A 25,555-nucleotide genomic window follows, 5' to 3' on the forward strand; every position below is an offset into this window, starting at 1 on the left:
GGCGGTTAGGCTGCACCCGTGAAGGTCCTCGTCATCGGCGGCGGCGCCCGCGAACACGCCCTGTGCCGCTCTCTCTCCCTCGACCCCGATGTCACCGCTCTGTACTGCGCCCCCGGCAACGCCGGAATCGCAGAGGTGGCCGAACTGCACCCGGTCGACGCACTCGACGGCGAAGCCGTCGCGCGCCTCGCCACCGAGCTGGGCGCCGAGCTGGTGGTCGTCGGCCCGGAGGCACCGCTTGTCGCCGGGGTCGCCGACGCCGTGCGCGCGGCCGGCATCCCCTGCTTCGGCCCCTCGCGCGAGGCGGCCCGGCTGGAGGGCTCCAAGGCGTTCGCCAAGGACGTCATGGCCGGTGCCAACGTCCCGACCGCCCGCAGCTACGTCTGCACGACGGCTGCCGAGATCGACGAGGCGCTCGACGCCTTCGGAGCCCCGTACGTCGTCAAGGATGACGGTCTCGCGGCCGGTAAGGGCGTGGTCGTCACCGACGACGTCGAAGAGGCCCGCGCCCACGCGCTGGCCTGCGACCGTGTGGTCATCGAGGAGTTCCTCGACGGCCCCGAGGTGAGCCTCTTCGCGATCACCGACGGCACCACGGTCCTGCCGCTGCAGCCCGCCCAGGACTTCAAGCGCGCCCTGGACGGCGACGAGGGTCCGAACACCGGTGGCATGGGTGCGTACTCCCCGCTCCCGTGGGCCGACCCGAAGCTGGTCGACGAGGTCATGGAGACCGTCCTCCAGCCGACCGTCGACGAGCTCCGCCGCCGCGGTACGCCGTTCTCGGGGCTGCTGTACGCGGGCCTCGCGATCACCTCGCGCGGAGTCCGGGTCATCGAGTTCAACGCCCGTTTCGGCGACCCGGAGACCCAGGTGGTCCTGGCCCGGCTGAAGACCCCGCTGGCCGGTGTCCTGCTCGGTTCCGCGAACGGCACCCTGGACCTCGTACCCCCGCTGAACTGGCGCGACGACGCTGCCGTCACGGTGGTCATCGCCTCGCACAACTACCCGGGCGCACCCCGCACGGGTGACCCGATCGAGGGTCTCGCGGATGTGGTGGCGAAGGATGCCCCGGACGCGTTCGTCCTGCACGCGGGTACCCGGCAGGAGGGCGACGCGGTCGTCAGCGCAGGGGGGCGCGTGCTCTCCGTCACGGCGACCGGATCGGACCTCTCGACGGCCCGTGAGCGCGCCTACAGGGCCCTCGGCCGGATCCGGCTCGACGGCTCCCAGCACCGTACGGACATCGCCCGCAAGGCTGCCGAGGAGGCCTGAGGCCCGACGGCTCTGCCGTATCGGCCCCGGTCCCGGTTCCCGTCCGTTCTTGTGTGCTTCTGTGCCCGGCCACTTCCCCGAGGTGGCCGGGCACAGGCGTGTGCGGGCACTCCGGGAAGCACCGGCAGGAGTCCCGGCAAGGCGCATCCGTAACAGCGGACCCTTGTGCACCGGCGCGTCAGCAGCTTTGCCCAAAGCCATTCCATCGGGTGACGACTGGGCCATCCGGATGACGTCCGCCGAGGCCCCAACTAGGGTGCGGCGCAAGCGTTCCGGCACTTGGCCCACCGGCATTGCGATGTCAGTGGTGGGTGCCACAGTGGGGGAGTGACCAACACCGTCGCGGGGGCAGAGGGGGTGACGTCAGGCCGTGTCCGGTACCGGTTCGGTTGAGCAGCCGGGTGCGCATTCAGCGCGCGCCCGTGCCCTGGCTCTGCTGCGTATCCGCAGCAGAGCCGTGGCCGTGGCCATCCTGCCCGCGGCTGCGGCCGTCGTGCTGCTCGTCGCGGGCGCACAGGGCCACATCGGCGGCGGTGCGTGGGACGCGGTGCGCTGGGCGGTGACGGTCTGCGCCGTCGTGGTCCTGCTGCTCGCCGTCGCGGTCGCCGCCGCGGTGGCGCGGGCGCGGCCCGCGGTCAGTCCGACCGTGCCGCTCACCGAGGAGGCGGCCCCCGATCTCTACCGGCTGGTCCGCGACCTGGCCGACCGGCTCGAGGTCCCGGCGCCCTCCGCCATAGCCCTGACACCGGACTGCGACAGCTGGCTTGAGGACCGCACGCACCCCGCCGCCCAGCAGAGGGCCACGGACCTGGCCAAGGGGCTGTCCGGCGACCGGCGCGGCCGACGGGTGCCTGCCGCTCCCGTGCTGGTGATCGGCTCGCCCTTCCTGTGGTGGATGCGGGTCGCCGAGCTGCGGGCGGTGCTGGCTCCGGTCGTCGCGGGGACCGGTCCGTCCGCGCACCCCGACATAGCCGCTGCCCGCCGTTTCGTACGCGGACTCGATGCCGCGGTCGCCGATGCCTGCGTCCCCGGCCAGGGTGTCGTGCGCAGGGTGCCGACCGCCTTCGTCGGCTGGATCGCCAGGATGCTGCTGCGCGGTTGTCGCGGTCACGCGGCCGAGATGGAGCGCTGCGTCGCCGCCGCCGCTTCGGTGCGCGCCCAGGGGGTGGACTACGGACTGCGGATCGTCGCCCAGGAGCAGGTCGGCCTCGCCTACGCGGGCTGGGACCGCCTGCTGACCCGGGTCGCGCTGCCCGCCTGGCGGATGGGCCGCTGGCCCTCCCGGCTCGACGCCGGTGTCGTCTCCGCGCTCACCGAGCTCTCCCGGCGCGACCGGCTGGCGGAGGGCTTCACCTCCCGGCTCGGGGAGCGCCCGGCCTGCGATCTTCTGGAGGAGCCGGGTGTGGCCGACGAAGCGGCTTCGCTGCTGGCCGCGCGGCTCTTCCACGGCGGCCCCGCGGAGAGCGGCCCCGACTGGTCCCCGGTCGACTGGCAGCAGTATCCGGAAGAGGTCGTCGACCGGAAGTGGCGTACGGAGGCGGCCCGGCTCCACCGGGTGCTCGACTCCTTGGGTGTGTCCACCGGCGTGTCCGCGGGCGCGCACCGCGCCCCGGCCGCCGAGCCGGCCGGCACCGCGTTGCCGACGCTGGCCCGTGTCATCGACCACCTGGCCGCACCCGGCGGGAATGCCGAGGAGCTCGCCGCCGGGATCGGTGCCGCCGTGGCCCGCGACGAGGCGGGGGCGGCGCCAGCGCCCCGGAACGGCGGCCCGACGGAGGGTGCGCAGGCCGGAGCGGATCCGGACCCCCTCGACCTCTGGGGCCCCGTGCCGCTCCCGCTCTTCCCGCTCCAGCCGCCGCGTACGGGTGCGGAGCTGCTGGCCGATCACGTGGTGGCGATGGTCTGCTGCGCGGCCGTGGACACGGCGGGGGCGGCGCCCGGCCTCGACTGGCTCGACGGACCGGCGCTGCTGGTCGACGGCGGACGCAGCTCGGACCTGGGCGCTCCCGTCCTCAGCCTCGTCGAGGACGGCGACGCGGAGCCGCTGCGTTCGTGGCTCTCCGGGGTGGGAGTCCGCACCGACAAGCCCGTACGGCTGGTGTGAACGGCGCCTCGCGGTGAGAGGTCCCGCGTAACGCCGGTGCAGGCCTGTATACGCGTCGGTCACGCGTCGGTCCTGTTATACGCGTCGGTCACGCGTCGGTCCTGTATACGCGTCGGTCCCCCAGTACACCCATGTGTCCCCTGCGTCCCCTACGTCTCCAACATCCGGAAGGTTCCGTTCCGTTCACGTCAATTCGCGACGAACGGTGACGGAGTGCATGCGTTATGTGATGTGCTGGGGACCGGCGCTGACATCCGGCGCACCAGTGTGGTCCGGGGGATGAGGGAGGGGAGCGACATGGGGGCCGAGCAGATCCGGCGATGGGAATCAGGTGCCCTCGCGCACGCGGTGAGCGACCCCTTCGGGCAGGGCCCGCTGCCGTGGCTGCGCGGCAGCGAGAACTACTTCGACGACACCGGTCAGGTCGTCCCCTGGTACGCCGATCCCGACCTGGGCCGTGGCGGGGCCGGTGGCGGCACGCGTACGGCCGACGATGTGCACCGTCAGATCAAGGGCTTCGTGTCACCCGGCGCCGCGGCACCCGGCGAGGCGATCGACTTCCACATCACCGTGGACCCGCCCCAGCAGTTCTCCGTCGACATCTACCGCATCGGCCACTACGCGGGCGACGGCGCGGCCAAGATCACCACGAGCCCGCGGCTGTCCGGCATCGTCCAGCCGGCCCCGCTCGCCGCCGACCGCACGGTCTCCTGCCACCACTGGTGGCTCTCCTGGCGTCTGCAGATCCCCAGTTACTGGTCGGTCGGCGCGTACGTCGCGGTCCTCACCACCGCCGACGGCTACCGCTCCCACATCCCCTTCACGGTCCGCGACGACCATCCCGCGGATCTGCTGCTCCTGCTCCCGGACATCACCTGGCAGGCGTACAACCTCTACCCGGAGGACGGCCGCACCGGCGCCAGCCTCTATCACGCCTGGGACGAACAGGGCCGGCTGCTGGGCGAGGAGGACGCCGCCGGCACGATCTCCTTCGACCGCCCCTACGCGGGCGCGGGACTGCCCCTGCACGTCGGCCACGCCTACGACTTCATCCGCTGGGCCGAGCGCTACGGCTACGACCTCGCGTACGCCGACGCCCGCGATCTGCACGCCGGCCGTGTCGACCCCAGCCGCTACCGCGGCCTGGTCTTCCCCGGCCACGACGAGTACTGGTCGGTGCCCATGCGCCGCACCGCCGAGCGTGCCCGTGACACCGGCACCTCGCTCGTCTTCCTCTCCGCGAACACCATGTACTGGCAGGTCGGACTCTCCCCGTCCCCGTCGGGTGTTCCCGACCGCCTCCTGACCTGCCGCAAGCGCAGCGGGCCGGGCAAGTCCGCGCTGTGGCGCGAGGTCGACCGCGCCGAACAGCAGCTGCTCGGCATCCAGTACGCGGGCCGGGTCCCCGAGGCCCACCCCCTGGTCGTCCGCAACGCCGAGCACTGGCTCTGGGAGGCCACCGGTGCGGGCGAGGGCGACGAGATCGACGGGCTGGTCGCCGGCGAGGCCGACCGCTACTTCCCGCGTACGTCGCTGCCGGAGCACGAGAACCGCATCCTGCTCGCGCACTCCCCCTACCGGGACGGCGACGGGGCCACGCGACATCAGGAGACCTCGCTGTACCGGGCCCCGTCGGGCGCGCTCGTCTTCGCGTCGGGCACCTTCGCCTGGTCACCGGCGCTGGACCGGCCGGGCCATGTCGACACCCGCATCCAGCGGGCCACGGCCAACCTGCTCGACCGGATCTGCAAGCGCGACTGAGTGCTCTCCGGTCCGTGCCACCGACCGAGGCGGACCCGTGGCGTCGTTGCCCGTTCGCATGCGGGACAATCGGAGCGACTCCTGGATCAACCTACGCGGAGGCAGCGTGTCCGGTTTCGTAGAAAAGCCCGAGCCCGTGCAGGTGCCGGGGCTCACCCACCTGCACACCGGCAAGGTGCGCGACCTGTACCGGAACGAGGCGGGCGACCTCGTCATGGTCGCCAGCGACCGTATGTCCGCGTACGACTGGGTCCTGCCCACCGAGATCCCGGACAAGGGGCGGGTGCTCACCCAGCTGTCGCTGTGGTGGTTCGACCAGTTCGCCGACCTCGTGCCGAATCACGTCCTGTCCGCGGAGCTCCCCGCCGGAGCTCCCGCCGACTGGGCCGGCCGCACGCTGATCTGCAGGTCGCTGCGGATGGTCCCGGTCGAGTGCGTCGCCCGCGGCTATCTGACGGGGTCCGGCCTGATCGAGTACAACGCGACGCGTACGGTCTGCGGGCTCGCGCTTCCCGAGGGGCTCGTCGACGGTTCCGAACTCCCGGCGCCGATCTTCACGCCCGCCACCAAGGCCGCGGTCGGGGACCACGACGAGAACGTGTCGTACGAGGAGGTCGTCGGCGAGGTCGGCGCCGAGACGGCGGCCGCGCTGCGGCAGACGACGCTCGCCGTCTACGGCCGCGCCCGGGACATCGCGCGTGAGCGCGGGATCATCCTCGCGGACACCAAGTTCGAATTCGGCTTCGCACCCACCGCGGACGGCGGCGAGGAGCTGATCATCGCGGACGAGGTGCTGACCCCGGACTCCTCGCGCTTCTGGCCCGCCGCGACCTGGGAGCCGGGCAAGGCGCAGCCCTCGTACGACAAGCAGTTCGTGCGTGACTGGCTGACCTCGTCGGCGTCCGGCTGGGACCGCCACAGCGAGCAGCCGCCCCCGGCACTGCCGCAGGAGATCGTCGACGCGACCCGGGCCAAGTACCTGGACGCCTACGAGCTCCTGACCGGCACCCGCTGGTCGTGACAGCAGAAGGCCCCGGTCACGAGGACCGGGGCCTTCTTGTACGGAGCGAACGACGAGGTTCGAACTCGCGACCTCAACCTTGGCAAGGTTGCGCTCTACCAGCTGAGCTACGTTCGCATGCGCCGAGGCGCGCTGCTAACTATACCCAACCGCGCTCCCGTGCGGGACGCACCGCCGTACGACGGTTCTCGGCACCGACTTCGGACGCCGCCGAGGACAGGTAGTCGCGCACGGTCCCCTGGGGCAGCGATGCCCGCTCCGTGATCTCAGCGACCGGCGCACCGTCCGCCGCGAGTTCCAGCACCTCGGCCTCGCGCACCATCAGCGGGAGTCCCCTGCGGAGATCGCGTCGGCGGCCAACTCGGGCTCCACATAGCGGTTTCCCGCGTGCACCGTACGAATGATCTCGGCAGTCGGCGGGCGCTGACCGTCTTCGGAACGAAGGCGCGGACGCCCACCGCGAGCGCCCGCTGCAGATGCCCAGGCCGGCCGTGACTCGTCACGATCATGGTCCGGCAGCCGGGCGGTCCGGTGCTCAGGGATGTGGCGACCTTCACACCGTCAGCACCCGGCATCTCCCGGTTCAGGACCGCCACGTCCGGCCGGTGCGCCATGACCGTCGCGAGCGCCTCGGGTCCGGTCGCGGCCTCGGCGACCGGGAGCACGGCGCACTGGAGGGCGAGCAGCGAGGCGAGTGCGCCGCGGCATGTGCGTCGTCGCCTCCCGCACCTCCCACCCCCAGCGCGGACCGGAGGCCTGCGGGAGGGGCATCGGACCGTCGTCGAGCCCATGGATCCCGCAGTCGATGCCCGCGGCCTCAGCCCGCCCAGCGCCCTCTCCGGTTCGATCCGCAGGTCCGCCTCCCGGTAGTCGCGTACGACGTCCCGGACCTCGCGCCGCGGTTCCTGCGCGATCCGCTGCACCTCGGCCGTCCGCGAGACGGCCTCCGGCCTTCCCCGCTCGGTCAGTTGGGCCGCAGGCTCGCTCCTCGGCGCCATCACGGCGAGGTTGTGCCCCATCACCTCGCGCATGTGACGCCCGCGAACCGGAGCCGTTCCTCCGCGACCGCGAGGCGGATCCGGATTCGCGCCGTCGGGTCCAGGGGGCAGGGCGAAGAGCTCGCCGCGCGCCACGGAGAAGGAGATCCCGCTCACGGCCTCGTCGCCGCCGGCGTGACCTCGCTCGCTTCGATGGCCGCGCCGGAAGGAGAAAGCCGTCGCTGGTCATGACCCAGGACTTCCGCCGGATCAGGGAGGCGAGCAGTGCGCGCTGTCATCACTGCTCATGACACACGGCACGGGTCGATAAGGGGATACGACAAAGGCCCCGATCGATATCGATCGGGGCCTTTGAACAAGAGCGGACGACCAGGTTCGAACTGGCGACCTCAACCTTGGCAAGGTTGCGCTCTACCAACTGAGCTACGTCCGCATTGCCGCCACTCGGCTTTCACCGGTGGAGCGGTCACTACTGTACCTGATCCACAGGAGTGGTCCGGCAAGGCAGTGAAGAGCGGGTGACAGGAATTGCACACTGCGCCTTCCCCCTGGAAGGGGGATGTTCTACTACTGAACTACACCCGCACGCTGCGTGAGGCCCGGCCTTTCGGCCTTGCCCTTCGGCGTGCTCCAGACTCTAGCCGACCTGCAGGGGTGTTGTGCAAGTCGGCTCCCCGGGGTGTTCCGCCGGGGAGCCGGAAGATCGTTCCGGAATGGGACGTTCCGGAAGTAACTCTCAACTGGCGGCCTGGAACGCCTCGTAGACCTTCTTGGGGATCCGGCCGCGGGCCGGCACCTCCATCCGGTGCGAGCGGGCCCAGGCGCGCACGGCCGCCGGGTCGGGCGCGAGGGACGTGTGGTGGTACGACACCGGGGTCTTGCCATGCTTACTGGCATTTGTCTGCTTTCGGCCGGCCGACATGTACGGGGCCAGCGCCTTCCGCAGTTTTTTTGCGTTGACGGGATTGAGGTCGATCTCGTACGACTTCCCGTCAAGGGCGAAGGTGACCGTTTCCGCCGCTTCTCCCCCGTCGATGTCGTCGGAGAGCGTGACCACTACGCGCTGAGCCACGGATATCGGTCCTTTCCTGCGGCATCGGCGCGTCTGACATGCGCTGATGCCGGGCCTTCCGGCTGCTAGGCGGATGCGGATCGACTGGTGTCGACTGTTCCGGGGCAATGGTGCTTTCCCCCGTAATCATTTGTACAGCGGTAGGAGCAGCATTGTGAAGCCCAGCCAATTACACCAGCGTGTCCGCGTGCAATCCGGGTGAAGATTTTTCCCAGGACTTTCCCCGCATGTTGTCGCGGTCGATATCTCGGTGTGATCCGGGCCGTTCGATATCTACCCGCGTAGAATTTCTGGCCAGGTACGCTGAGTGGACCCGCGGGGATCTGGGGAACCCCTCGGAGACACAGCCGCACCACACCACCGGGAGTGCCAGTGGCACGCGTCGTAGTCGACGTCATGCTCAAGCCGGAGATCCTCGACCCGCAGGGACAGGCTGTGCAGCGCGCACTGCCCCGTCTCGGCTTCGAAGGAATCGCGGACGTACGTCAGGGAAAGCGTTTCGAGCTCGAGGTCGAGGGGCCGGTCGACGATGCCGTCCTCGCCCGAATTAACGAGATGGCCGAGACCTTCCTCGCCAACACCGTCATCGAGGACTTCATCGTCAAGATCGAGGCGGACGAGAAGTCCGAGGAGCCGAAGTGACTGCTCGTATCGGAGTCGTCACTTTCCCCGGCACGCTCGATGACCGGGACAGCCTGCGGGCCGTCCGGATCGCGGGCGCCGAACCCGTTTCGCTCTGGCACCGTGACAAGGACCTCCACCAGGTCGACGCGGTCATCCTGGCGGGCGGATTCAGTTACGGCGACTATCTGCGGGCGGGCGCCATCTCGCGCTTCTCGCCGGTGATGGAGACCGTCATCGAGCAGGCGAAGGCCGGTATGCCGGTCCTCGGCATCTGCAACGGCTTCCAGATCCTGACCGAGGCGCACCTGCTGCCCGGCGCGATGCTGCGCAACAACCACCTCCACTTCATCTGCCGCGACCAGAAGCTGCGGGTGGAGAACGCGGAGACCGCCTGGACCTCGGACTACAGCGCCGGCCAGGAGATCTCCGTACCCCTGAAGAACGTGGACGGCCGGTACACCGCCGACGAGCACACGCTCGACGAGCTGGAGGCCGAGGGCCGCGTCGCGTTCCGCTACGCCGACCTGAACCCGAACGGTTCGCTGCGCGACATCGCCGGCATCACCAACGCCGCGGGCAATGTCGTCGGTCTGATGCCGCACCCGGAGCACGCCGTGGAGCCGCTGATCGGCACCGGCGGCACCGACGGCCTCGGTTTCTTCACCTCGATCATCAAGAAGCTGGTCAACGCATGAGCCTGGACACGGTCAAGCACGCGGCCGAAACCCCGGACGCCGAGCAGCCCTGGAAGGAGCTCGGCCTCAAGGAGGACGAGTACGCCCGGATCCGCGAGATCCTGGGCCGCCGTCCCACCGGCGCCGAGCTCGCCATGTACTCCGTGATGTGGTCCGAGCACTGCTCCTACAAGAGCAGCAAGGTCCACCTCAAGCAGTTCGGCGAGAAGGTCCCCGAGAACGACGCGATGCTCGTCGGCATCGGCGAGAACGCCGGTGTGGTCGACGTCGGTCAGGGCTACGCGGTCACCTTCAAGGTCGAGTCGCACAACCACCCCTCGTACATCGAGCCCTACCAGGGCGCGGCCACCGGCGTCGGCGGCATCGTCCGCGACATCCTCGCCATGGGTGCCCGTCCGATCGCGGTCGTCGACCCGCTGCGCTTCGGCGCGGCCGACCACCCCGACACCCGGCGGGTCCTGCCGGGCATCGTCGCGGGCATCGGCGGCTACGGGAACTGCCTGGGCCTGCCGAACATCGGTGGCGAGGTCGTCTTCGACGCCTGCTACCAGGGCAACCCCCTCGTCAACGCCGGCTGCATCGGCGTGATGAAGCACGAGGACATCCACCTGGCCCAGGCCTCCGGCCCCGGCAACAAGGTGATCCTGTACGGCGCCCGCACCGGCGGCGACGGCATCGGCGGCGTCTCCGTGCTGGCTTCGGAGACCTTCGACGACACCAAGCCCACCAAGCGCCCCGCCGTCCAGGTCGGCGACCCGTTCCAGGAGAAGCTCCTCATCGAGTGCACCCTGGAGATCTTCAAGGAGAAGCTCGTCGCGGGCATCCAGGACCTCGGCGGCGCCGGGCTCTCCTGCGCCACGAGCGAGCTGGCCTCCGCGGGCTCCGGTGGTATGCGCGTCGAGCTGGACACCGTGCCGCTGCGCGACTCCTCCCTCTCGCCCGAGGAAATCCTCATGAGCGAGTCGCAGGAGCGCATGTGCGCGATCGTCGAGCCGCAGCACGTGGACCGCTTCATGGAGATCTGCGAGAAGTGGGACGTCATCGCCACCGTCATCGGTGAGGTGACCGAGGGCTCGCAGCTGGAGATCTTCTGGCACGGCGAGCAGATCGTGGACGTACCGCCGCGGTCCGTGGCCCATGAGGGCCCGACGTACCACCGGCCGTTCGCCCGCCCCTCCTGGCAGGACGCGCTGCAGGCGGACGACGCCGGCAAGCTGGCCCGTCCGGCGAACGGTACGGAGCTGCGCGAGCAGGTCCTCAAGCTGGTCGGCTCCCCGAACCAGGCCTCCAAGTCCTGGATCACCGACCAGTACGACCGCTTCGTGCAGGGCAACACCGTGCTCGCGATGCCCGAGGACGCCGGCATGGTCCGGATCGACGAGGAGTCGAACCTGGGCGTTGCCATGGCGACCGACGGCAACGGCCGGTACGCGAAGCTCGACCCGTACACGGGCGCACAGCTCGCGCTGGCGGAGTCGTACCGCAACGTCGCCGCGTCCGGTGCCAAGCCGCTCGCCATCTCGGACTGCCTGAACTTCGGTTCGCCCGAGGACCCGGACGTCATGTGGCAGTTCGCCGAGGCCACCCGTGGTCTCGCGGACGGCTGCCTGGAGCTCGGCACCCCGGTCACCGGCGGCAACGTGTCGCTGTACAACCAGACCGGTGAGACGGCGATCCACCCGACGCCGGTCGTGGCCGTGCTCGGTGTGATCGACGATGTCACCCGGCGCACGCCGGTCGCCTTCGCCGAAGAGGGCCAGCTGCTCTACCTGCTGGGCGACACGACCGAGGAGTTCGGCGGCTCGGCCTGGTCCGAGGTCATCCACCAGCACCTCGGCGGCATGCCGCCCAAGGTCGACCTGGGCCGCGAGAAGCTGCTCGGCGAGATCCTGATCTCGGCCTCCCGCGACGGCATGATCGACGCGGCGCACGACCTCTCCGACGGCGGCCTGATCCAGGCGGTCACCGAGTCCTGCCTGCGCGGCGGGAAGGGTGCCCGGCTGGTCGTCCCGGACGGTCTGGACGCGTTCACCTTCCTGTTCTCGGAGTCGGCGGGGCGCGCGATCGTCTCGATTCCGCGCAGCGAGGAGCTCCGCTTCAACGACATGTGCGGTGCTCGGGGTCTGCCCGTGGCCCGGATCGGTGTCGTGGACGGCGACGCGATCGAGATCCAGGGCGAGTTCAGCATTCCGCTGAGCGAGCTGCGTACGGCGCACGAGGGGACCCTGGAGGGTCTGTTCGCCTGAGTTCCGCCTGTACCGAAGCCCCCGTCCGGGTCGACCGGACGGGGGCTTCGGTGTTCCTGCCCGAGACCCGTTGATGATTATTACGTAATTACGTAAGGTGTGTGCTGTGGAGCTTGAGGAGCGTGTCGCCGAGCTGGAGCGCCGACTGGCGGTGCTGGAGCAGGCTGCGGACGGCGGCGGGTCGCCGAGTCTGGGCGACGGCGACTTCTGGGCGCTGGACGGGCTGAAGGACCAGCTCGGCCGGCTCGGGGACGCCGCCGCCGACGGCGGGGTGCTGTTCACGGGCGCGGTACGGCTGCCGGCCGGTGAGCGGTACGAGTGGCAGTACGGCGCACTCACCGCAGGGCTCCTCGGTTCGGACGAGGACCGCCCCGACTGGGCGGAAGCCGCCGAACCGCTGGCCGCGCTCGGCCATCCGGTACGGCTGCGGCTGCTCCGGGAGATCCTCGGCGGCCGGCGTACCGCTGCCGAGCTGGCCGAGCTGGACGAGACAGGCACGACCGGTCAGATCTACCACCACCTGCGCCTGTTGACCGGCGCCGGCTGGCTGCACACGACGGGACGCGGGCGCTACGAGGTACCGGCGGCCCGGGTGGTGCCGCTGCTGGTGGTCCTGACGGCGGCCCGGCCCTGACCGCACCGGACCACACCTGATGAGGGGAACCGTCATGCCCGTTCGCAAAGCAGTCATGATCCTCTACCGCTGCTGCTGGATCGTCTTCGTCGCCCTGGTGCTCGTGAGCGTCCTCGCGGATCCGCTCGTCCCCTACGGGCTGACGTTCGTGCCCGCGGGCATGGCGGTCGTCATCGGTCTCGCCGTGGGCCGCCGCAGCCGTACGGACCTGGCGAAGGCGGGCCCGCCGGTGGAGGTCGGTCCGCCGGTGACGGGCCGGTGGACCGCGCTCAACAGTCCGGCGGACAAGGTGCCCAGCCACGGCACGCACGGCTACGGACAGACGTACGCGATCGACATCGTGGCCGACCCGGAGGGTGAAGGCGTCCCCGTACGCCCGCCGTTCCGGTGGCTGTGGCCCGTCGTCCGCCGCAATCAGGACTTCCCCGCTTTCGGCGCCCCGGTGCTCGCGGTGGCGGACGGCACCGTCGTGCACGCGAGCGACGGGCAGCGCGACCACCTCAGCCGGAACTCCGGCCCGGCGCTCGCCTATCTGATGCTGGTCGAGGCGTCCCTCCGCGACATGGCCGGCGCGGGCAGGATCGTCGGCAACCACATCGTGCTGGACGTCGGCGACGGTACGTACGCCGTGTACGCCCATCTCCGGCGCGGCTCGCTCCGGGTGAGGGCGGGGGACACCGTACGGGAGGGTCAGCGGCTCGCCCTGTGCGGGAATTCGGGCAACTCGACCGAACCGCATGTGCACTTCCAGCTGATGGACCACCCGGACCTCGATGTGGGCCGCGGGGTTCCCTTCACCTGGCGGGGCCTCGGCATCCCGGCGAACGGCGAGGCGTTCGTCGCCGACGAGGCTGTCAGCAGCGGCTGATAGCTTGGCGATCGTTACACGTTGTGATGTACGGGGGGACGACGGTGGACGAGCGGGGAAGTGCGCAACAGGGCGGTGCCGCAAGGGAATGGCCCGACCGCGGGCCTTGGGGAAACGCCTTCAACAAGCTGCTGTGCGTGTGCGCCGTGGCCGGCATCGGCCTCAGTGTCTGGGCCTTCGCCCTGGAGCTGATCGACCTCCGCGACCGGTCCGAGAGCCGTGAGCGCATCACAGCGGCGTGCGGCGGTCTCATCGATCCCGACCCCGTCCTCGGGCTCAACGGCGGCGGCGTCAACCGGGTCAAGCTCTCCGACGAACACGAGGCCGACACCGACGAGCGGTCCAGCGGCTGTCTCGTCTACCGGGTCGGCGATCCGGGGACGACGTACGGGCACTTCTCGCTCGCCCTCGCCCGGCACGCGTCGGACCCGGACGCCGAGGAGTCCGAGGAGGACGAGACCGAGATCGACGAAGAGTCCGACCGGCCCTTCCGCTCCCGGTACACGGCCGACGAGCCGGCCCTCGTGGTGCGCCACGCGCTCCCCCACCCGCTCGGAGACGGGCGCCTGGGCGAGTACGACGAGTACAAGGTGACGGCGCGGGCGTTGTGCGAGAAGGGGGGCGCGGTCTCCTCCATAGAGGCGACCGCCGTCGCCCAGTACGACGAGCCCGTCACGCCCGAGGACCGCCGCACGCTCGCCGGCCTGGCGCGTCAGGCGGCGGACCGGGCCGCGGGGCGGACGGGGTGCACGGCGGAACTCCCCGGTCTTCCCGCCGTACTGGCCGAGCCGAAGTCGGCACTCGGCTCCCCGGCGAGCACGGGCGGCACCTGCGCCTGGTACCGGCGCTTCCTGGCCACGGAGGGCCGCGGGCAGCTCCCCGACCGGGCGCTGGCCGCTCCGGCGGGCAGGGCGAGCGACCATGACGCCTGCGTGCTGGCGGTCGGGGAGAAGGAGACCCGGAGGATCTACCCCGGTTACGCGAAGACCGCGGACCACCCGCAGAAGCTGGAGAACGTACTGAAGTACTCCCCCTGGTGGGTGAAGACCGAGACGTACGTCGGAGACGGGACGCGAGGGCTTCTGAGCAACGAGACGCTCGGTCCGGCCGAGCTCGCCCCGGGCACCGCGGGTACGGACTCCAGCGGCATCTGGTGGGCGTCCTCCGTCTGCGGAGGCCGGCCCGCCGTGCACGTGATGTGGCTGGCCTACCCGTACGACCGAATAGTCGCCGACCGGCTTGAAGGACTGTTCCGGGCCTACGTCGACGACGCCACCGAACGCCGCGGCTGCACCGGCGTCGCCTTCCCCGAGAAGGCGGACTTCGCCCGGAGTTGATCCGAGAACGACCGGCGGTCGATGTCACAGGCGCCGGTTAGTCTCGCTCCCATGCCACCGGCCAAGAAGCGCATGCGCGCGTACGACTACTCCAGGACCCTGACCGCGGTCCTGGCCCAGTTCGGCCACGTGCGGGAAGCCGTTCGCGCACTCGCGCCCGAACAGCTCGCCCTGCCGGCCCGGCTGGGCGAGTGGACCGTACGGGATCTGGCCGCGCACATGACGATGGCGCTCGGGCGGGTCAGCGACAGCCTGGAGCTGCCCGAACCGGCCGGCGGACCGAAGCCCGACCTCACCCTGCTGGAGTGGCCGCTCTCCACGGCCGGGCGCGCCGGGGCGATCGCCGACGCCACCCGGGCACTGGCCGAGGAATGGCCCGACCTCGACGCGCTGTACGAACGGACCGCCACCAGGTTCGGGGAGCTGGTGCCCGCCGCAGTGCCCGAGCGGCTGGTGACGACCCGGGCGGGCACCATGCGGCTGGGCGACTTCCTGGTCACCCGTACCGTCGAGCTCGTCGTGCACACGGACGACCTCCACCGGGCGACCGGCCTCGACATCCCGTACGACCGTCAGGCGCTCGCCGCGTGCACACGGCTGCTCGCCGACGCACTCTCCGACAAGGCGCCCGGCGGGTCCGTCGAGGTGCGCGTCCCGCCGTTCGCGGTCGTCCAGTGCATCGGCGGGCCCAAGCACACCCGCGGTACGCCGCCCAATGTCGTGGAGACGGATCCGCTCACCTGGATCCGGCTGGCCACGGGGCGTACCCGGTGGGCGCGGGCGCTCGACGATGCGCAGGTCGGCGCCAGTGGTGAGCGGGCCGATCTGGCCCACCTGCTCCCGCTGATGGGCTGAGGGGAACCGGATCGGCTACTCGATCCGTCCCATGACCATGCACAAACAACGTATGGCTGTCAGCGTCCTGGCCCTCCTCACCCTTGCCGCCTGCGGTACGGAGTCGGGCTCCGGAGCAGGATCCGGAGACGGCAGCGGAACCGTACGGACCGAACTGCCCGTCACCGGTGTCCACTGGAGCGTGTCCTCCCTCACCGTCGACGGGAAGAAGACCGCTGCTCCGGCCGGTGCCCACGTCGAGATCGACTCCGAGGGCAGGGCGAGCGGCAATCTGGGCTGCAACCGCTTCACCGCGGATGTCCGCGTCGACGGCGACACGGTCACCGTCGGGCCGGGCACCACCACCGAGATGGGCTGCGAGAAGGATCTCCAGCAGTTCGAGAAGGCGATGGGCCGTGCCTTCAACGGCGAGCTCAAGGCCGCCGTCACGGGCCGGGGCGCCGACAGGACCCTGACCCTGACCACGGCCGACGGCGACTCCATCGCCCTCACCGCCCAGCCCCCGGCCCCGCTGGCCGGCACCGCCTGGAAGGTCACCGGGCTGATCTCCGGGACCACCGCCACCTCCTTGCCCGCCGGCACGGAGGGCAAGGCGCACCTCACCTTCGGCAAGGACGGCTCCGTGGAAGGCAGCCTCGGCTGCAACTCCTTCCACGGCCCGGCGACGGTCGCCGGCTCCACGATCACCTTCGGCCCGCTCGCCTCCACACGGAAGATGTGCCCGGGGCCCGAGATGGAGCTGGAGCGCACGCTGCTCGGTGTCCTCAAGGGAAAGGTGACGTACACGATCGGGCACCGTTCCTTGTCCCTCACCGCGGAGAACGGCAAGGGACTCGGCGCGTCGGCCCCGGCGGCCAAGGGCTGATCCCCGGAGTGGGACGCGGGATCAGGAACCCGTCGGATACGGGAGCAGACCGGCGTTCGTCCTCTCCCACGACGCCCGCAGCTCGGCGAGCAGCTCCGGCTCGGCCGCCGCCCGGTTCGCCTGTTCCCGCTGGTCGTCGGCCAGCTTGAACAGCTGGTCGGTGCCGGCCTTCCCCCGGTAGTACTTCCAGTCACCGCGGCGCAGCGCCCGCTCCCCGCGCACCCGCCAGAACAGGTCGCGCTCCTTCGGTTCCTCGTCGCGCAGCAGGTATCCGGCGAGACTGATGCCGTCCAGCGGATAGGCGGGGTCCGGCCGGGCGCCGCCCAGCTCCAGGAGCGTCGCGGTCCAGTCGGGCGAGAACACGGGCAGGTCGCTGACCTGGTGAGCGTCGATGCGGGCGGGCCAGCGCAGCACCGCGGGGACGCGGATGCCGCCCTCCTGGAGCGAGCTCTTGTTGCCGGACAGCGGCCAGTTGTAGGAGAAGCGCTCGCCACCGTTGTCACTGGCGAAGAAGACCAGGGTGTCCTCCTCCTGGCCGGACCGCTTCAGGGCCTTCAGCACCTCGCCGACGGAGCGGTCCAGGTCCTCGACCATCTCGGTGTACTTCTGGACCGAGCCGCCGTCGGCGTTCCACAGCGCGCTCTTGTCGCCCGCCTTGATGCGCCGGACGATCTCGGCGCTCTCCTCGGTGTCGCCGTCCGCGATCCACGGCCAGTGCGGAGTGGTGAAGTTCAGGTTGAGCAGCCAGGGTGCGTCGTGGTCGCGCTGGACGTACTCGCTCGCGCGCTCCGTCAGGATCCGGGTGTAGTAGCGCAGGTCCTTGTACTCGGCGTCGCCCTCGTACAGGTCGTACTCACCGCCGAGCCCGAGCTTGGAGTAGTACTCGAGTGCCCCGCCGAAATTGCCGAAGAACTCGTCCCAGCCGGACCTGGTGGGGCTGTAGTCGGGCAGATAGCCGCAGTGCCACTTGCCGATCAGCGCGGTGGAGTAGCCGGCGCCGCGCAGCAGGGAGGCGAGCGTCGGGTGCGTCGGTTCGAGGCCCACCGACCTGTCCGCGATGGGCTCGGCGAGTCCGCCCTTGGTGCGGCCCGGGTAGCGCCCCGTGTAGAGGCTGAACCGGGTGGGGGAGCAGGTGGCGGACCCCGCGTACGCGTCCGTGAACCGGACCCCCTGGCGGCCGAGCCTGTCCAGGTTGGGGGTCCGGATGTGCGGGGCCCCGTACGAGGAGAGGTCCGCCCAGCCGAGGTCGTCCCCGAGGATGAACAGGATGTTGGGACGCCGGGAGTGCTTGCCGCGGGCGGCACGGAAGGGCTGCTCCCGCGTCGCGTCGCCGGAAGCAGGCCCGGAAGCCGGCCCGGTAGCCGCCGCGGCCGGTGAGGCGGCCTGCGCCCCGACGGCGGCGGTGGCGGCGGTCGCGCCCACCGCGGTGGTGAAGGTGCGGCGGCTCAGTGGTGAGGCGGACGGCTTAGGGGAACTGGTATTCGAATCGCGAGTGGGCATGAGGTCTCCAGGGCGGGCCCCGAGCGCCGGCCGGGGCAGGGCGCACGAGGTGGATGAACGCGACGGGGGTCCCGTCAGGGTCGGGGGCGTGCGGGAACGCACCCGGCCATGAGCGGGCAGAAAGGGAGAAGCGGGAGAAAGGGCGGGCTCGGCTCACGCGCCCCGGAAGTCCGGGACCGGGGCGCGGGGCCCCAGGAGCGCGGCAGGCTCAGGCGCAGCGACAGATGGCGCTCGCGACACGTCCCAGATCGACGTGGCGGCGCTCTACAAGCGGGACCGAAAGATCACCGGAGGGCTGCATGAGGCAGGAGCCTGCCAACGGGCCATGAGCCTGTCAACGCCGGTCTCGTACTGCGGACACAGGTCTCGTACTGCGGACGAGGTCGTCCGCGCTACCCGGACCGGCCCGCAGATCCCGGAAATGGCCCCGCCGCCCGGGAGCGTCGCTGGACGCGGGAAGCCCTCGTGACCTTCGTCCGGATCCCCTCCCGGGCCCTCGGATCGCCCCGCGGGCTCCTCGGCCGCGCCCCCGAGTGTGAGGCTCACCACGAAACGGGTGTGCGGCCGATGTTCGTCCGGCACCCGGGCCCGGCTCACCGAGTGCCACGAGAGGGCCGCGAGCCGCACTTTCGACGGCCCACCCGAACCGGCCGGTAACCAGCCGCTCATCCGGGCGCCGACTGCCCCCCGCCCACAGAAAGGCTCTCCGGCGAACCGGCCGCGATCACTCCGAGTGATCACTGGGTGTCACCCGGAACGGCCCGTCGGAACCCGTCCCCGCCACGTCCGCGGTGCTCCCACACGTCGTGCGCGACGCTTCCCCAATTCGGACCGGTGGTCGATCTCGCCTACACTCGGTGCCGTGCCTCGTGGTGATGGACGACTCAACCACGACCTGCTCCCCGGAGAGAAAGGCCCCCAGGACGCTTGCGGCGTCTTCGGTGTCTGGGCTCCGGGCGAAGAGGTCGCCAAGCTCACCTATTTCGGACTGTATGCCCTGCAGCACCGTGGACAGGAGTCCGCGGGCATCGCAGTGAGCAACGGGTCCCAGATCCTCGTCTTCAAGGACATGGGACTGGTCTCGCAGGTCTTCGACGAAACGTCTCTGGGTTCCCTCCAGGGCCATATCGCGGTCGGTCATGCCCGCTACTCCACCACCGGTGCCTCGGTGTGGGAGAACGCGCAGCCGACGTTCCGTGCCACCGCGCACGGCTCGATCGCCCTGGGTCACAACGGCAACCTGGTCAATACGGCCCAGCTCGCCGAGATGGTCGCCGACCTTCCCCGTAAGGACGGCCGTGCCACCCAGGTGGCAGCGACCAACGACACCGATCTGGTGACCGCGCTGCTCGCCGGCCAGACGGACGAGGACGGAAAGCCGCTCACCATCGAGGAGGCCGCCGCAAAGGTGCTCCCCGAGGTCAAGGGCGCCTTCTCGCTCGTCTTCATGGACGAGCACACCCTCTACGCCGCCCGTGACCCGCAGGGCATCCGCCCCCTGGTTCTCGGCCGCCTGGAGCGTGGCTGGGTGGTGGCCTCCGAGTCCGCCGCCCTCGACATCTGCGGTGCCAGCTTCGTTCGCGAGATCGAGCCGGGCGAGCTCGTCGCCATCGACGAGAACGGCCTGCGCACCTCGCGCTTCGCAGAAGCGAAGCCCAAGGGCTGCGTCTTCGAGTACGTGTACCTGGCCCGCCCCGACACCGATATCGCCGGGCGCAACGTCTACCTCTCCCGGGTGGAGATGGGCCGGAGGCTGGCGGCCGAGGCTCCTGTCGAGGCCGATCTGGTCATAGCGACACCGGAGTCGGGCACTCCCGCGGCCATCGGCTACGCCGAGGCGAGCGGAATTCCCTTCGGTGCCGGACTGGTCAAGAACGCCTACGTCGGCCGGACCTTCATCCAGCCGTCCCAGACCATTCGCCAGCTGGGTATCCGCCTCAAGCTGAATCCGCTCAAGGAAGTCATCAAGGGCAAGCGCCTGGTGGTCGTCGACGACTCGATCGTCCGCGGCAACACCCAGCGCGCTCTGGTCCGGATGCTCCGCGAGGCGGGCGCCGCCGAGATCCACATCCGGATCTCCTCCCCGCCCGTGAAGTGGCCCTGCTTCTTCGGCATCGACTTCGCGACCCGCGCCGAACTGATCGCCAACGGCATGTCCGTCGACGAGATCGCCACCTCGATGGGTGCCGACTCGCTCTCGTACATCTCGCTCGACGCGATGATCGAGGCGACGACGATCGACAAGCCGAACCTGTGCCGCGCCTGCTTCGACGGTGAATACCCGATGGAGCTCCCGGACCCGGAGCTGCTCGGCAAGCAGCTGCTGGAGACCGAGCTGGCGGCCGGCCCCGCCGCGACCGCGGCGGCCGACGCGCTGCGTCGTCCGTGATCCGGACCGACCGGCTCCCTCCCCACCAGCCCCGTATTCCCACACGAAAGATCCCAGGCAATGTCTGAGACAACAGGTGCTTCCTACGCGGCGGCGGGCGTCGACATCGAAGCCGGTGACCGCGCCGTCGAGCTGATGAAGGAGTGGGTGAAGAAGACGAAGCGCCCCGAGGTCCTGGGGGGCATCGGCGGCTTCGCCGGCCTCTTCGACGCCTCGGCACTCAAGCGCTACGAGCGCCCGCTGCTCGCCTCCGCCACCGACGGCGTGGGCACGAAGGTCGATCTGGCCCGGCAGATGGGCGTGTACGACACGATCGGCCACGACCTCGTCGGCATGGTCGTGGACGACCTGGTCGTCTGCGGTGCCGAACCGCTCTTCATGACCGACTACATCTGTGTCGGCAAGGTGCACCCCGAGCGTGTCGCGGCCATCGTGAAGGGCATCGCCGAAGGCTGCGTCCTGGCAGGCTGCGCGCTGATCGGCGGCGAGACCGCGGAGCACCCGGGTCTGCTCGGCCCCGACGACTTCGATGTCGCGGGCGCGGGCACGGGCGTGGTCGAGGCCGACCGGCTGCTGGGCCCGGACCGTATCCGTAAGGGTGACGCCGTGATCGCGATGGCGTCGTCGGGTCTTCACTCCAACGGGTACTCACTCGTGCGCCACGTGGTCTTCGACCGGGCCGGCTGGGCCCTGGACAGGGAGATCGAGGAGTTCGGCCGGACGCTCGGCGAGGAGCTCCTGGAGCCCACCAGGATCTACTCCCTGGACTGTCTGGCGCTGACCCGCACGACCGAGGTGCACGGCTTCAGCCACGTCACCGGCGGCGGCCTGGCCAACAACCTGGCCCGCGTCGTCCCGGACTCGCTGCACGCGACGGTCGACCGTTCGACGTGGACGCCCGGCGCCGTCTTCGACGTGGTCGGCAAGGCCGGACAGGTCGAACAGCTGGAGCTCGAGAAGACGCTCAACATGGGTGTCGGCATGATCGCGATCGTTCCCGCCGACTCGGTGGACGCCGCGCTCACGACCCTGGCCGACCGGGGTGTCGACTCGTGGGTCGCGGGTGAGATCACCGACCGCGGCGCGCACACCTCGGGCGCCGAACTGACCGGCAGCTACGCCCGGTAGAACGCCACGAACGCCGGTCCGGCACACTCCGGACCGGCGTGAGGCGGGGCCGGCCCCACCCTTCCGCACCGGGACAGCACAGAACCCGGTCCGGGCAGGCCCGGACCGGGTTCATGTGTCAGCGCGAGGTCAAGCGCCGCGGCGCTGTGACGACGGACCGGACTGGTCGTCCTCGTCCGCGTCCTCGTCGTCGTTGTACTGATCCGCGTACTGTGCGTACGGGTCATCTTCCTCGTCGTCGTCCTCGAACGGCTCAGCGTTCGGTGGCTGACTCGAAGGTGATGCGCCCAGCTCATTGGCCAGACGCGACAGGTCAGTCCCGCCGCTGCTGTACTTCAGCTGACGGGCGACCTTGGTCTGCTTGGCCTTTGCCCGGCCGCGCCCCATGGCTCGACCCCCTCGGTGACGGGGCTCGACGGCCCCAGAGTCTTGACACGCGTTCATGTTTCAGGACGGACTCTCGGCTGAGAGACCGCGCCCGTGGCTTTAACGGTACCTGCTTCCTCGGCCATACGGTACGCCGCCCGCATCACGTGCCTCGGTACAGGACCGTCGAGGAGCCCGTCCTCGCTGGTCAACCGCGATTTTAACCTCTTACGGACGGCCGACCCGCCGACCGGCGTGAGCCTTGTCTCCCCGTCCGGCGTACCGGCCGGGCACCGAGCCGCCACCGGCCCGTCACCGGCACTGCACAGTCCGATGACGGGCCGATGGCCGTCGGGTGAATCGGGCGAAGCGTCAGCGGCGACGGGCCTCGGCCATGCGCTGCTCGGCGATCCTGTCGGCCGCGGCGGCCGGCGGAATCCCGTCCTCCTTCGCACGTGCGAATATGGCCAGCGTGGTGTCGAAGATCTTGGAAGCCTTCGCCTTGCACCGGTCGAAGTCGAAACCGTGGAGCTCATCGGCGACCTGGATCACGCCACCGGCGTTCACCACGTAGTCGGGTGCGTACAGGATCGCGCGGTCGGCGAGGTCCTTCTCGACACCCGGGTGCGCGAGCTGGTTGTTGGCCGCGCCGCACACCACCTTGGCGGTGAGCACGGGCACGGTGTCGTCGTTCAGCGCTCCGCCGAGCGCGCACGGGGCGTAGATGTCGAGGCCCTCGGTACGGATCAGCGCGGCGGTGTCCGCGGCCACGGCGACCTCGGGGTGCAGGTCGGTGATCCGGCGTACGGACTCCTCGCGCACATCGGTGATGACGACCTCGGCGCCGTCGCTGAGCAGGTGCTCGACCAGGTGGTGACCCACCTTGCCGACGCCCGCGACGCCCACCTTGCGGCCGCGCAGCGTGGGGTCGCCCCACAGGTGCTGGGCGGAGGCGCGCATGCCCTGGAAGACACCGAACGCGGTGAGGACGGAGGAGTCCCCGGCGCCGCCGTTCTCGGGGGAGCGGCCGGTGGTCCAGCGGCACTCCCGGGCGACGACGTCCATGTCGGCGACGTACGTGCCGACATCACAGGCGGTCACGTAGCGCCCGCCGAGCGAGGCCACGAAACGGCCGTAGGCCAGGAGCAGTTCCTCGGACTTGACGGTGTCCGGGTCGCCGATGATGACGGCCTTGCCGCCACCGTGGTCCAGGCCGGCCATGGCGTTCTTGTACGACATGCCGCGCGACAGGTTCAGCGCATCCGCGACGGCCTCCTCCTCGGAGGCGTACGGATAGAAGCGGGTGCCGCCGAGGGCGGGGCCCAGAGCGGTGGAGTGGAGGGCGATGACGGCCTTGAGGCCGCTGTCACGGTCCTGGCAGATCACGACTTGCTCGTGGCCTCCCTGATCCGAGTGGAACAGGGTGTGCAGGACGCCGTCGGTCAGATTGGTCACTGTGGTGACTCCCAAGTACGAAGCGGCGGAAGACCCTCCTGAAGGTGGGGAGGGCTCCAGTCGGACCGGCCGTGCCGGTCCGACTGGGCAAGAGCGTAAGTCCTCGGGACACGCAGATCTGTTCCAGTGCCGAGGATCACCCCCTGGCGGAGTACCGGCGTGACACGATTTGCTGCATGTCGGTGGTGTCTTCAGTGCTCGTCCCTTACACGTCCTACCTGCGGGTGTACGAGCCGCTCGCCGCCTTCCGGGAGCCCGAACGCAGTCACTGGGCGCGCTACGCGCAGCGTTCCGTGCTCCCCACGGCGCAGGACGAACTGCGTCGCTCGCTGGCGGACTTGGTGCCCACCCCGCCGGTGGGGGTGCCCGTGCACGAGAGCGGGGACGCCTTCGTGGCGGAGCTGGACGGGGCGGTCTGCGTCTGTCCGTGGCGGACCCGGATGCGGGGATGGCTGGCGCTGGAGGAGCTCGGGGGGATGTTTCCGGCCACGGTGCTGGACGCGGTGCTGCCCCCGGTGGTGCGGGGGCAGGCGATCGCGGACTACGAGCGGTGGGCGGAGCGGAACCCGGACGCCCGTCCCTGGATCCGGACGACGGTGTGGCACGTCCCGGTGCGCTGGTTCGTCCTGTTCGACGACGAGGAGCGCGAGTACGTCGAGGCGGACTCCGACGGTGCCCAGCCCCTGCTGCGCTACCGCACGCCGATGGTGCAGGCGCGGCGGAGGCTGGCGCGGGCGCTCAGGACGCTGCGCGAGACGGTTGACGAAGGGCCGCTGACCGAGGGGCTGGTGGATGTGGGCCGATGGCTCGAGGAGTTCCATCCGCGCGCCCTGGTGGAACTGGACTACGGCGGCCTGGTGCACGCACTGCCCCGCGAGCAGCTCGCCGCCGACCGGTCGGCGGCGGATGTGGCCGAGGGGATCGCGGCGCTGAAGGCCGGCGACAGCGACGCGGCCGGTGTCGCGTACGGGCGTCTCGCCGAGCGGTGGCGGGCGGTCCGCGACCGGCAGTCCGCCAACTGACGACTCCGAAGTTGTGTGAAATCCCACGAACCGTCGCATAGCGGTGTGATCGGAAGGGAAGAGACATCCCGTGAGGTGTCCGGCATAGGCGGATGCCGAGGGTGCCGGGCGGAGGTGAACGGGGATGCCCTGACGGGAACTGACGAGCCGTGAACCCGCAGCCTGTGTGACGCGTGTGACACACGAGGCGGGAGGTCACTCCAGTGGGCCCAGGACCTACGTCCCGAACCGGGCCTTTGCCTCAAGGGTGACGGATAGCACTTACGGGGCCCTTGCGCCCTTCCCTACTCCTCATGCCAAAATAGGACAAGGAGTCCGGGGAGGACTCTGTTCGCCCAACTATGGGCGAAATGCTTGGCATTGCATGCTCATGGGGGGTCTGACGACTTCTGATGACTCCTGGTCGTCCTGTGACTGATCGTTACTGGGGCGTGACTGTCCGCTATGGCATGGTCCATCGGCTTCCGTCGCTGATGAACACCTGGGAGGGCAATTCCATCGGTTTGGCCGACGTGGCTGGACGGATGGTGTAGTTGTAGTGCCGAGGACAAGCCGTTCGTCCTATAACCGACTCGGCCCGCGTCCGCCATTTCGGGCAACGCGGGTCAAGGTGCAGAATTTAGAGGAAAGAACCGAGATGGTTCGGTTCTCCCGAGGAGGCCGCTCATGACCGCTCGCACCCCTGATGCCGAGCCGCTGCTGACCCCGGCTGAGGTTGCCACGATGTTCCGCGTGGACCCGAAGACGGTCACGCGGTGGGCAAAGGCCGGCAAGCTCACGTCCATCCGCACGCTCGGTGGACATCGCCGGTACCGCGAGGCAGAGGTCCGCGCACTGCTTGCGGGTATTCCGCAGCAGCGCAGCGAGGCCTGATACACCCCTGCCCCCGCAGCCATAACAGGGCTACTGCCGGGTCCCCCAACCCACAGTGCCCACCTATAGCTCCACACGACGGACGCCTGCCCCAACGGGCGTCATACCTGCGCAATAAGGGTGCGTCGTTCGATCGCGCTGGACTCCGCCGGGTCCAGCGCGATCTTTTTTTGTGCCCTGTGGGCCCTCGATGCCCGCGGAGCCGCCCTGTCTGCCCCGACGCCGCTGCGACCGGCCGTCCGCCGTCCTGTCCGCCTCCTGTGCCCGTCTGCCCGCCTGACGCCCCGTGAATGCCCGAACGGGCCGACGAGTCGGTTTCCTCAGGGGCGGGCGTACGACTGTGGGCGAGCCTGTTCGGGCCTGTTCGGGTGGGTCCCGGACGTCGTGGGACAGGTCGGACGGAACGGTCCGGGATGTGCCTCATGCGCAGTGCAATTGCACATATTAAATTCGCTAGTTGTAGGAAGGGA

General features: G+C 70.2%; 21 protein-coding genes, 3 tRNA genes and 1 pseudogene. 16 read left to right on the forward strand and 9 right to left on the reverse strand.

Translation table 11 applies throughout. From position 1 onward, the window contains the following. Positions 1-18 precede the first annotated feature (18 nt). From purD to ACFW9O_RS08500, 4 genes are all read left to right on the forward strand, one after another. Positions 19-1,272 (forward strand): phosphoribosylamine--glycine ligase, encoded by a 1,254-nt coding sequence (purD, locus tag ACFW9O_RS08485; RefSeq protein WP_384606502.1) that lies wholly within the window; start codon positions 19-21, stop codon positions 1,270-1,272. Positions 1,273-1,642: 370 nt separating this feature from the next. Continuing rightward, complete coding sequence (locus ACFW9O_RS08490; protein ID WP_384606505.1) at positions 1,643-3,376, forward strand: hypothetical protein; 1,734 nt, start codon at positions 1,643-1,645, stop codon at positions 3,374-3,376. Positions 3,377-3,673: 297 nt separating this feature from the next. Further along, on the forward strand, positions 3,674-5,137 hold the full coding sequence (locus ACFW9O_RS08495; RefSeq protein ID WP_351170009.1) for a N,N-dimethylformamidase beta subunit family domain-containing protein: 1,464 nt from the start codon (positions 3,674-3,676) through the stop codon (positions 5,135-5,137). A gap of 106 nt (positions 5,138-5,243) precedes the next feature. Continuing rightward, positions 5,244-6,158 (forward strand): phosphoribosylaminoimidazolesuccinocarboxamide synthase, encoded by a 915-nt coding sequence (locus ACFW9O_RS08500; protein WP_384606508.1) that lies wholly within the window; start codon positions 5,244-5,246, stop codon positions 6,156-6,158. 44 nt (positions 6,159-6,202) lie between these two features. Here ACFW9O_RS08500 and ACFW9O_RS08505 read toward each other — a convergent pair. The 5 genes and pseudogenes from ACFW9O_RS08505 to ACFW9O_RS08525 all read right to left on the reverse strand — a co-directional run bounded on the left by ACFW9O_RS08505 (position 6,203) and on the right by ACFW9O_RS08525 (position 8,228). Continuing rightward, a tRNA-Gly gene (locus ACFW9O_RS08505) sits at positions 6,203-6,275 on the reverse strand. A gap of 22 nt (positions 6,276-6,297) precedes the next feature. Further along, positions 6,298-6,949, reverse strand: a pseudogene (locus tag ACFW9O_RS08510) (DNA-binding response regulator). Between the two features lie 567 nt (positions 6,950-7,516). Then, positions 7,517-7,589: transfer RNA gene (locus ACFW9O_RS08515), tRNA-Gly, on the reverse strand. Between the two features lie 80 nt (positions 7,590-7,669). Beyond that, a tRNA-Gly gene (locus tag ACFW9O_RS08520) sits at positions 7,670-7,741 on the reverse strand. A 151-nt stretch (positions 7,742-7,892) separates the two neighbouring features. Next, complete coding sequence (locus ACFW9O_RS08525) at positions 7,893-8,228, reverse strand: Lsr2 family protein (RefSeq protein WP_351170002.1); 336 nt, start codon at positions 8,226-8,228, stop codon at positions 7,893-7,895. A gap of 372 nt (positions 8,229-8,600) precedes the next feature. Between ACFW9O_RS08525 and purS the strand changes: the two genes are divergently transcribed. The 8 genes from purS to ACFW9O_RS08565 all read left to right on the forward strand — a co-directional run bounded on the left by purS (position 8,601) and on the right by ACFW9O_RS08565 (position 16,352). Beyond that, positions 8,601-8,870 (forward strand): phosphoribosylformylglycinamidine synthase subunit PurS, encoded by a 270-nt coding sequence (purS, locus tag ACFW9O_RS08530; protein WP_384606512.1) that lies wholly within the window; start codon positions 8,601-8,603, stop codon positions 8,868-8,870. Then, entirely contained in the window at positions 8,867-9,547 is a 681-nt protein-coding gene (gene purQ / locus ACFW9O_RS08535) for a phosphoribosylformylglycinamidine synthase subunit PurQ (protein WP_351169996.1), read from the forward strand. Before purS ends, purQ begins: the two co-directional genes overlap by 4 nt. Continuing rightward, on the forward strand, positions 9,544-11,793 hold the full coding sequence (gene purL, locus ACFW9O_RS08540) for a phosphoribosylformylglycinamidine synthase subunit PurL (RefSeq protein WP_384606515.1): 2,250 nt from the start codon (positions 9,544-9,546) through the stop codon (positions 11,791-11,793). Before purQ ends, purL begins: the two co-directional genes overlap by 4 nt. Before the next feature lie 106 nt (positions 11,794-11,899). Beyond that, positions 11,900-12,427: an ArsR/SmtB family transcription factor gene (locus ACFW9O_RS08545; RefSeq protein WP_384606518.1), complete on the forward strand. Its 528-nt coding sequence runs from the start codon at positions 11,900-11,902 to the stop codon at positions 12,425-12,427. A 34-nt stretch (positions 12,428-12,461) separates the two neighbouring features. Beyond that, entirely contained in the window at positions 12,462-13,295 is an 834-nt protein-coding gene (locus ACFW9O_RS08550) for a M23 family metallopeptidase (protein ID WP_384606521.1), read from the forward strand. Positions 13,296-13,432: 137 nt separating this feature from the next. Beyond that, positions 13,433-14,632 (forward strand): hypothetical protein, encoded by a 1,200-nt coding sequence (locus ACFW9O_RS08555; RefSeq protein ID WP_384606523.1) that lies wholly within the window; start codon positions 13,433-13,435, stop codon positions 14,630-14,632. A gap of 51 nt (positions 14,633-14,683) precedes the next feature. Then, complete coding sequence (locus tag ACFW9O_RS08560; protein WP_384606525.1) at positions 14,684-15,487, forward strand: sterol carrier family protein; 804 nt, start codon at positions 14,684-14,686, stop codon at positions 15,485-15,487. Positions 15,488-15,524: 37 nt separating this feature from the next. Next, on the forward strand, positions 15,525-16,352 hold the full coding sequence (locus ACFW9O_RS08565) for an META domain-containing protein (protein ID WP_384606644.1): 828 nt from the start codon (positions 15,525-15,527) through the stop codon (positions 16,350-16,352). Between the two features lie 21 nt (positions 16,353-16,373). Here ACFW9O_RS08565 and ACFW9O_RS08570 read toward each other — a convergent pair whose 3' ends face one another. Next, positions 16,374-17,852: a sulfatase gene (locus tag ACFW9O_RS08570; RefSeq protein WP_384606528.1), complete on the reverse strand. Its 1,479-nt coding sequence runs from the start codon at positions 17,850-17,852 to the stop codon at positions 16,374-16,376. Between the two features lie 208 nt (positions 17,853-18,060). Continuing rightward, positions 18,061-18,153, reverse strand: a complete 93-nt coding sequence (locus tag ACFW9O_RS08575; protein WP_351169978.1) for a putative leader peptide — start codon at positions 18,151-18,153, stop codon at positions 18,061-18,063. Positions 18,154-18,714: 561 nt separating this feature from the next. Between ACFW9O_RS08575 and purF the strand changes: the two genes are divergently transcribed. Next, on the forward strand, positions 18,715-20,241 hold the full coding sequence (purF, locus tag ACFW9O_RS08580; protein ID WP_351169975.1) for an amidophosphoribosyltransferase: 1,527 nt from the start codon (positions 18,715-18,717) through the stop codon (positions 20,239-20,241). 60 nt (positions 20,242-20,301) lie between these two features. Further along, on the forward strand, positions 20,302-21,369 hold the full coding sequence (gene purM, locus ACFW9O_RS08585) for a phosphoribosylformylglycinamidine cyclo-ligase (RefSeq protein ID WP_351169972.1): 1,068 nt from the start codon (positions 20,302-20,304) through the stop codon (positions 21,367-21,369). A 129-nt stretch (positions 21,370-21,498) separates the two neighbouring features. Here the strand turns inward: purM and ACFW9O_RS08590 are convergent, their stop codons facing one another. Both ACFW9O_RS08590 and ACFW9O_RS08595 read right to left on the reverse strand, forming a co-directional pair. Continuing rightward, positions 21,499-21,756, reverse strand: coding sequence for a DUF3073 domain-containing protein (locus tag ACFW9O_RS08590; protein WP_033296941.1), 258 nt, complete (start codon positions 21,754-21,756; stop codon positions 21,499-21,501). Positions 21,757-22,107: 351 nt separating this feature from the next. Beyond that, positions 22,108-23,190 (reverse strand): Glu/Leu/Phe/Val dehydrogenase dimerization domain-containing protein, encoded by a 1,083-nt coding sequence (locus tag ACFW9O_RS08595; RefSeq protein WP_351169968.1) that lies wholly within the window; start codon positions 23,188-23,190, stop codon positions 22,108-22,110. A 176-nt stretch (positions 23,191-23,366) separates the two neighbouring features. On the opposite strand from ACFW9O_RS08595, the gene ACFW9O_RS08600 reads away from it, so the two are divergent. Both ACFW9O_RS08600 and bldC read left to right on the forward strand, forming a co-directional pair. After that, positions 23,367-24,212, forward strand: a complete 846-nt coding sequence (locus ACFW9O_RS08600) for a hypothetical protein (protein WP_384606533.1) — start codon at positions 23,367-23,369, stop codon at positions 24,210-24,212. A 666-nt stretch (positions 24,213-24,878) separates the two neighbouring features. Then, positions 24,879-25,085, forward strand: coding sequence for a developmental transcriptional regulator BldC (gene bldC, locus ACFW9O_RS08605; RefSeq protein WP_003949541.1), 207 nt, complete (start codon positions 24,879-24,881; stop codon positions 25,083-25,085). The last annotated feature ends 470 nt before the right edge of the window (positions 25,086-25,555 follow it).

This window comes from Streptomyces sp. NPDC059499 (assembly GCF_042749285.1).
Lineage (GTDB): Bacteria > Actinomycetota > Actinomycetes > Streptomycetales > Streptomycetaceae > Streptomyces.

What these genes read in the sequence shown, in the direction of transcription:
- ACFW9O_RS08600 (WP_384606533.1), top strand. Translation starts at nt 23,367, where the DNA reads ATGTCGGTGGTGTCTTCAGTGCTCGTCCCTTACACGTCCTACCTGCGG.
- ACFW9O_RS08550 (WP_384606521.1), top strand. Translation starts at nt 12,462, where the DNA reads ATGCCCGTTCGCAAAGCAGTCATGATCCTCTACCGCTGCTGCTGGATC.
- bldC (WP_003949541.1), top strand. Translation starts at nt 24,879, where the DNA reads ATGACCGCTCGCACCCCTGATGCCGAGCCGCTGCTGACCCCGGCTGAG.
- ACFW9O_RS08575 (WP_351169978.1), bottom strand. Translation starts at nt 18,153, where the DNA reads ATGCAGCCCTCCGGTGATCTTTCGGTCCCGCTTGTAGAGCGCCGCCAC.
- ACFW9O_RS08560 (WP_384606525.1), top strand. Translation starts at nt 14,684, where the DNA reads ATGCCACCGGCCAAGAAGCGCATGCGCGCGTACGACTACTCCAGGACC.
- purL (WP_384606515.1), top strand. Translation starts at nt 9,544, where the DNA reads ATGAGCCTGGACACGGTCAAGCACGCGGCCGAAACCCCGGACGCCGAG.
- ACFW9O_RS08495 (WP_351170009.1), top strand. Translation starts at nt 3,674, where the DNA reads ATGGGGGCCGAGCAGATCCGGCGATGGGAATCAGGTGCCCTCGCGCAC.
- ACFW9O_RS08590 (WP_033296941.1), bottom strand. Translation starts at nt 21,756, where the DNA reads ATGGGGCGCGGCCGGGCAAAGGCCAAGCAGACCAAGGTCGCCCGTCAG.
- ACFW9O_RS08565 (WP_384606644.1), top strand. Translation starts at nt 15,525, where the DNA reads ATGCACAAACAACGTATGGCTGTCAGCGTCCTGGCCCTCCTCACCCTT.
- purM (WP_351169972.1), top strand. Translation starts at nt 20,302, where the DNA reads ATGTCTGAGACAACAGGTGCTTCCTACGCGGCGGCGGGCGTCGACATC.
- ACFW9O_RS08570 (WP_384606528.1), bottom strand. Translation starts at nt 17,852, where the DNA reads ATGCCCACTCGCGATTCGAATACCAGTTCCCCTAAGCCGTCCGCCTCA.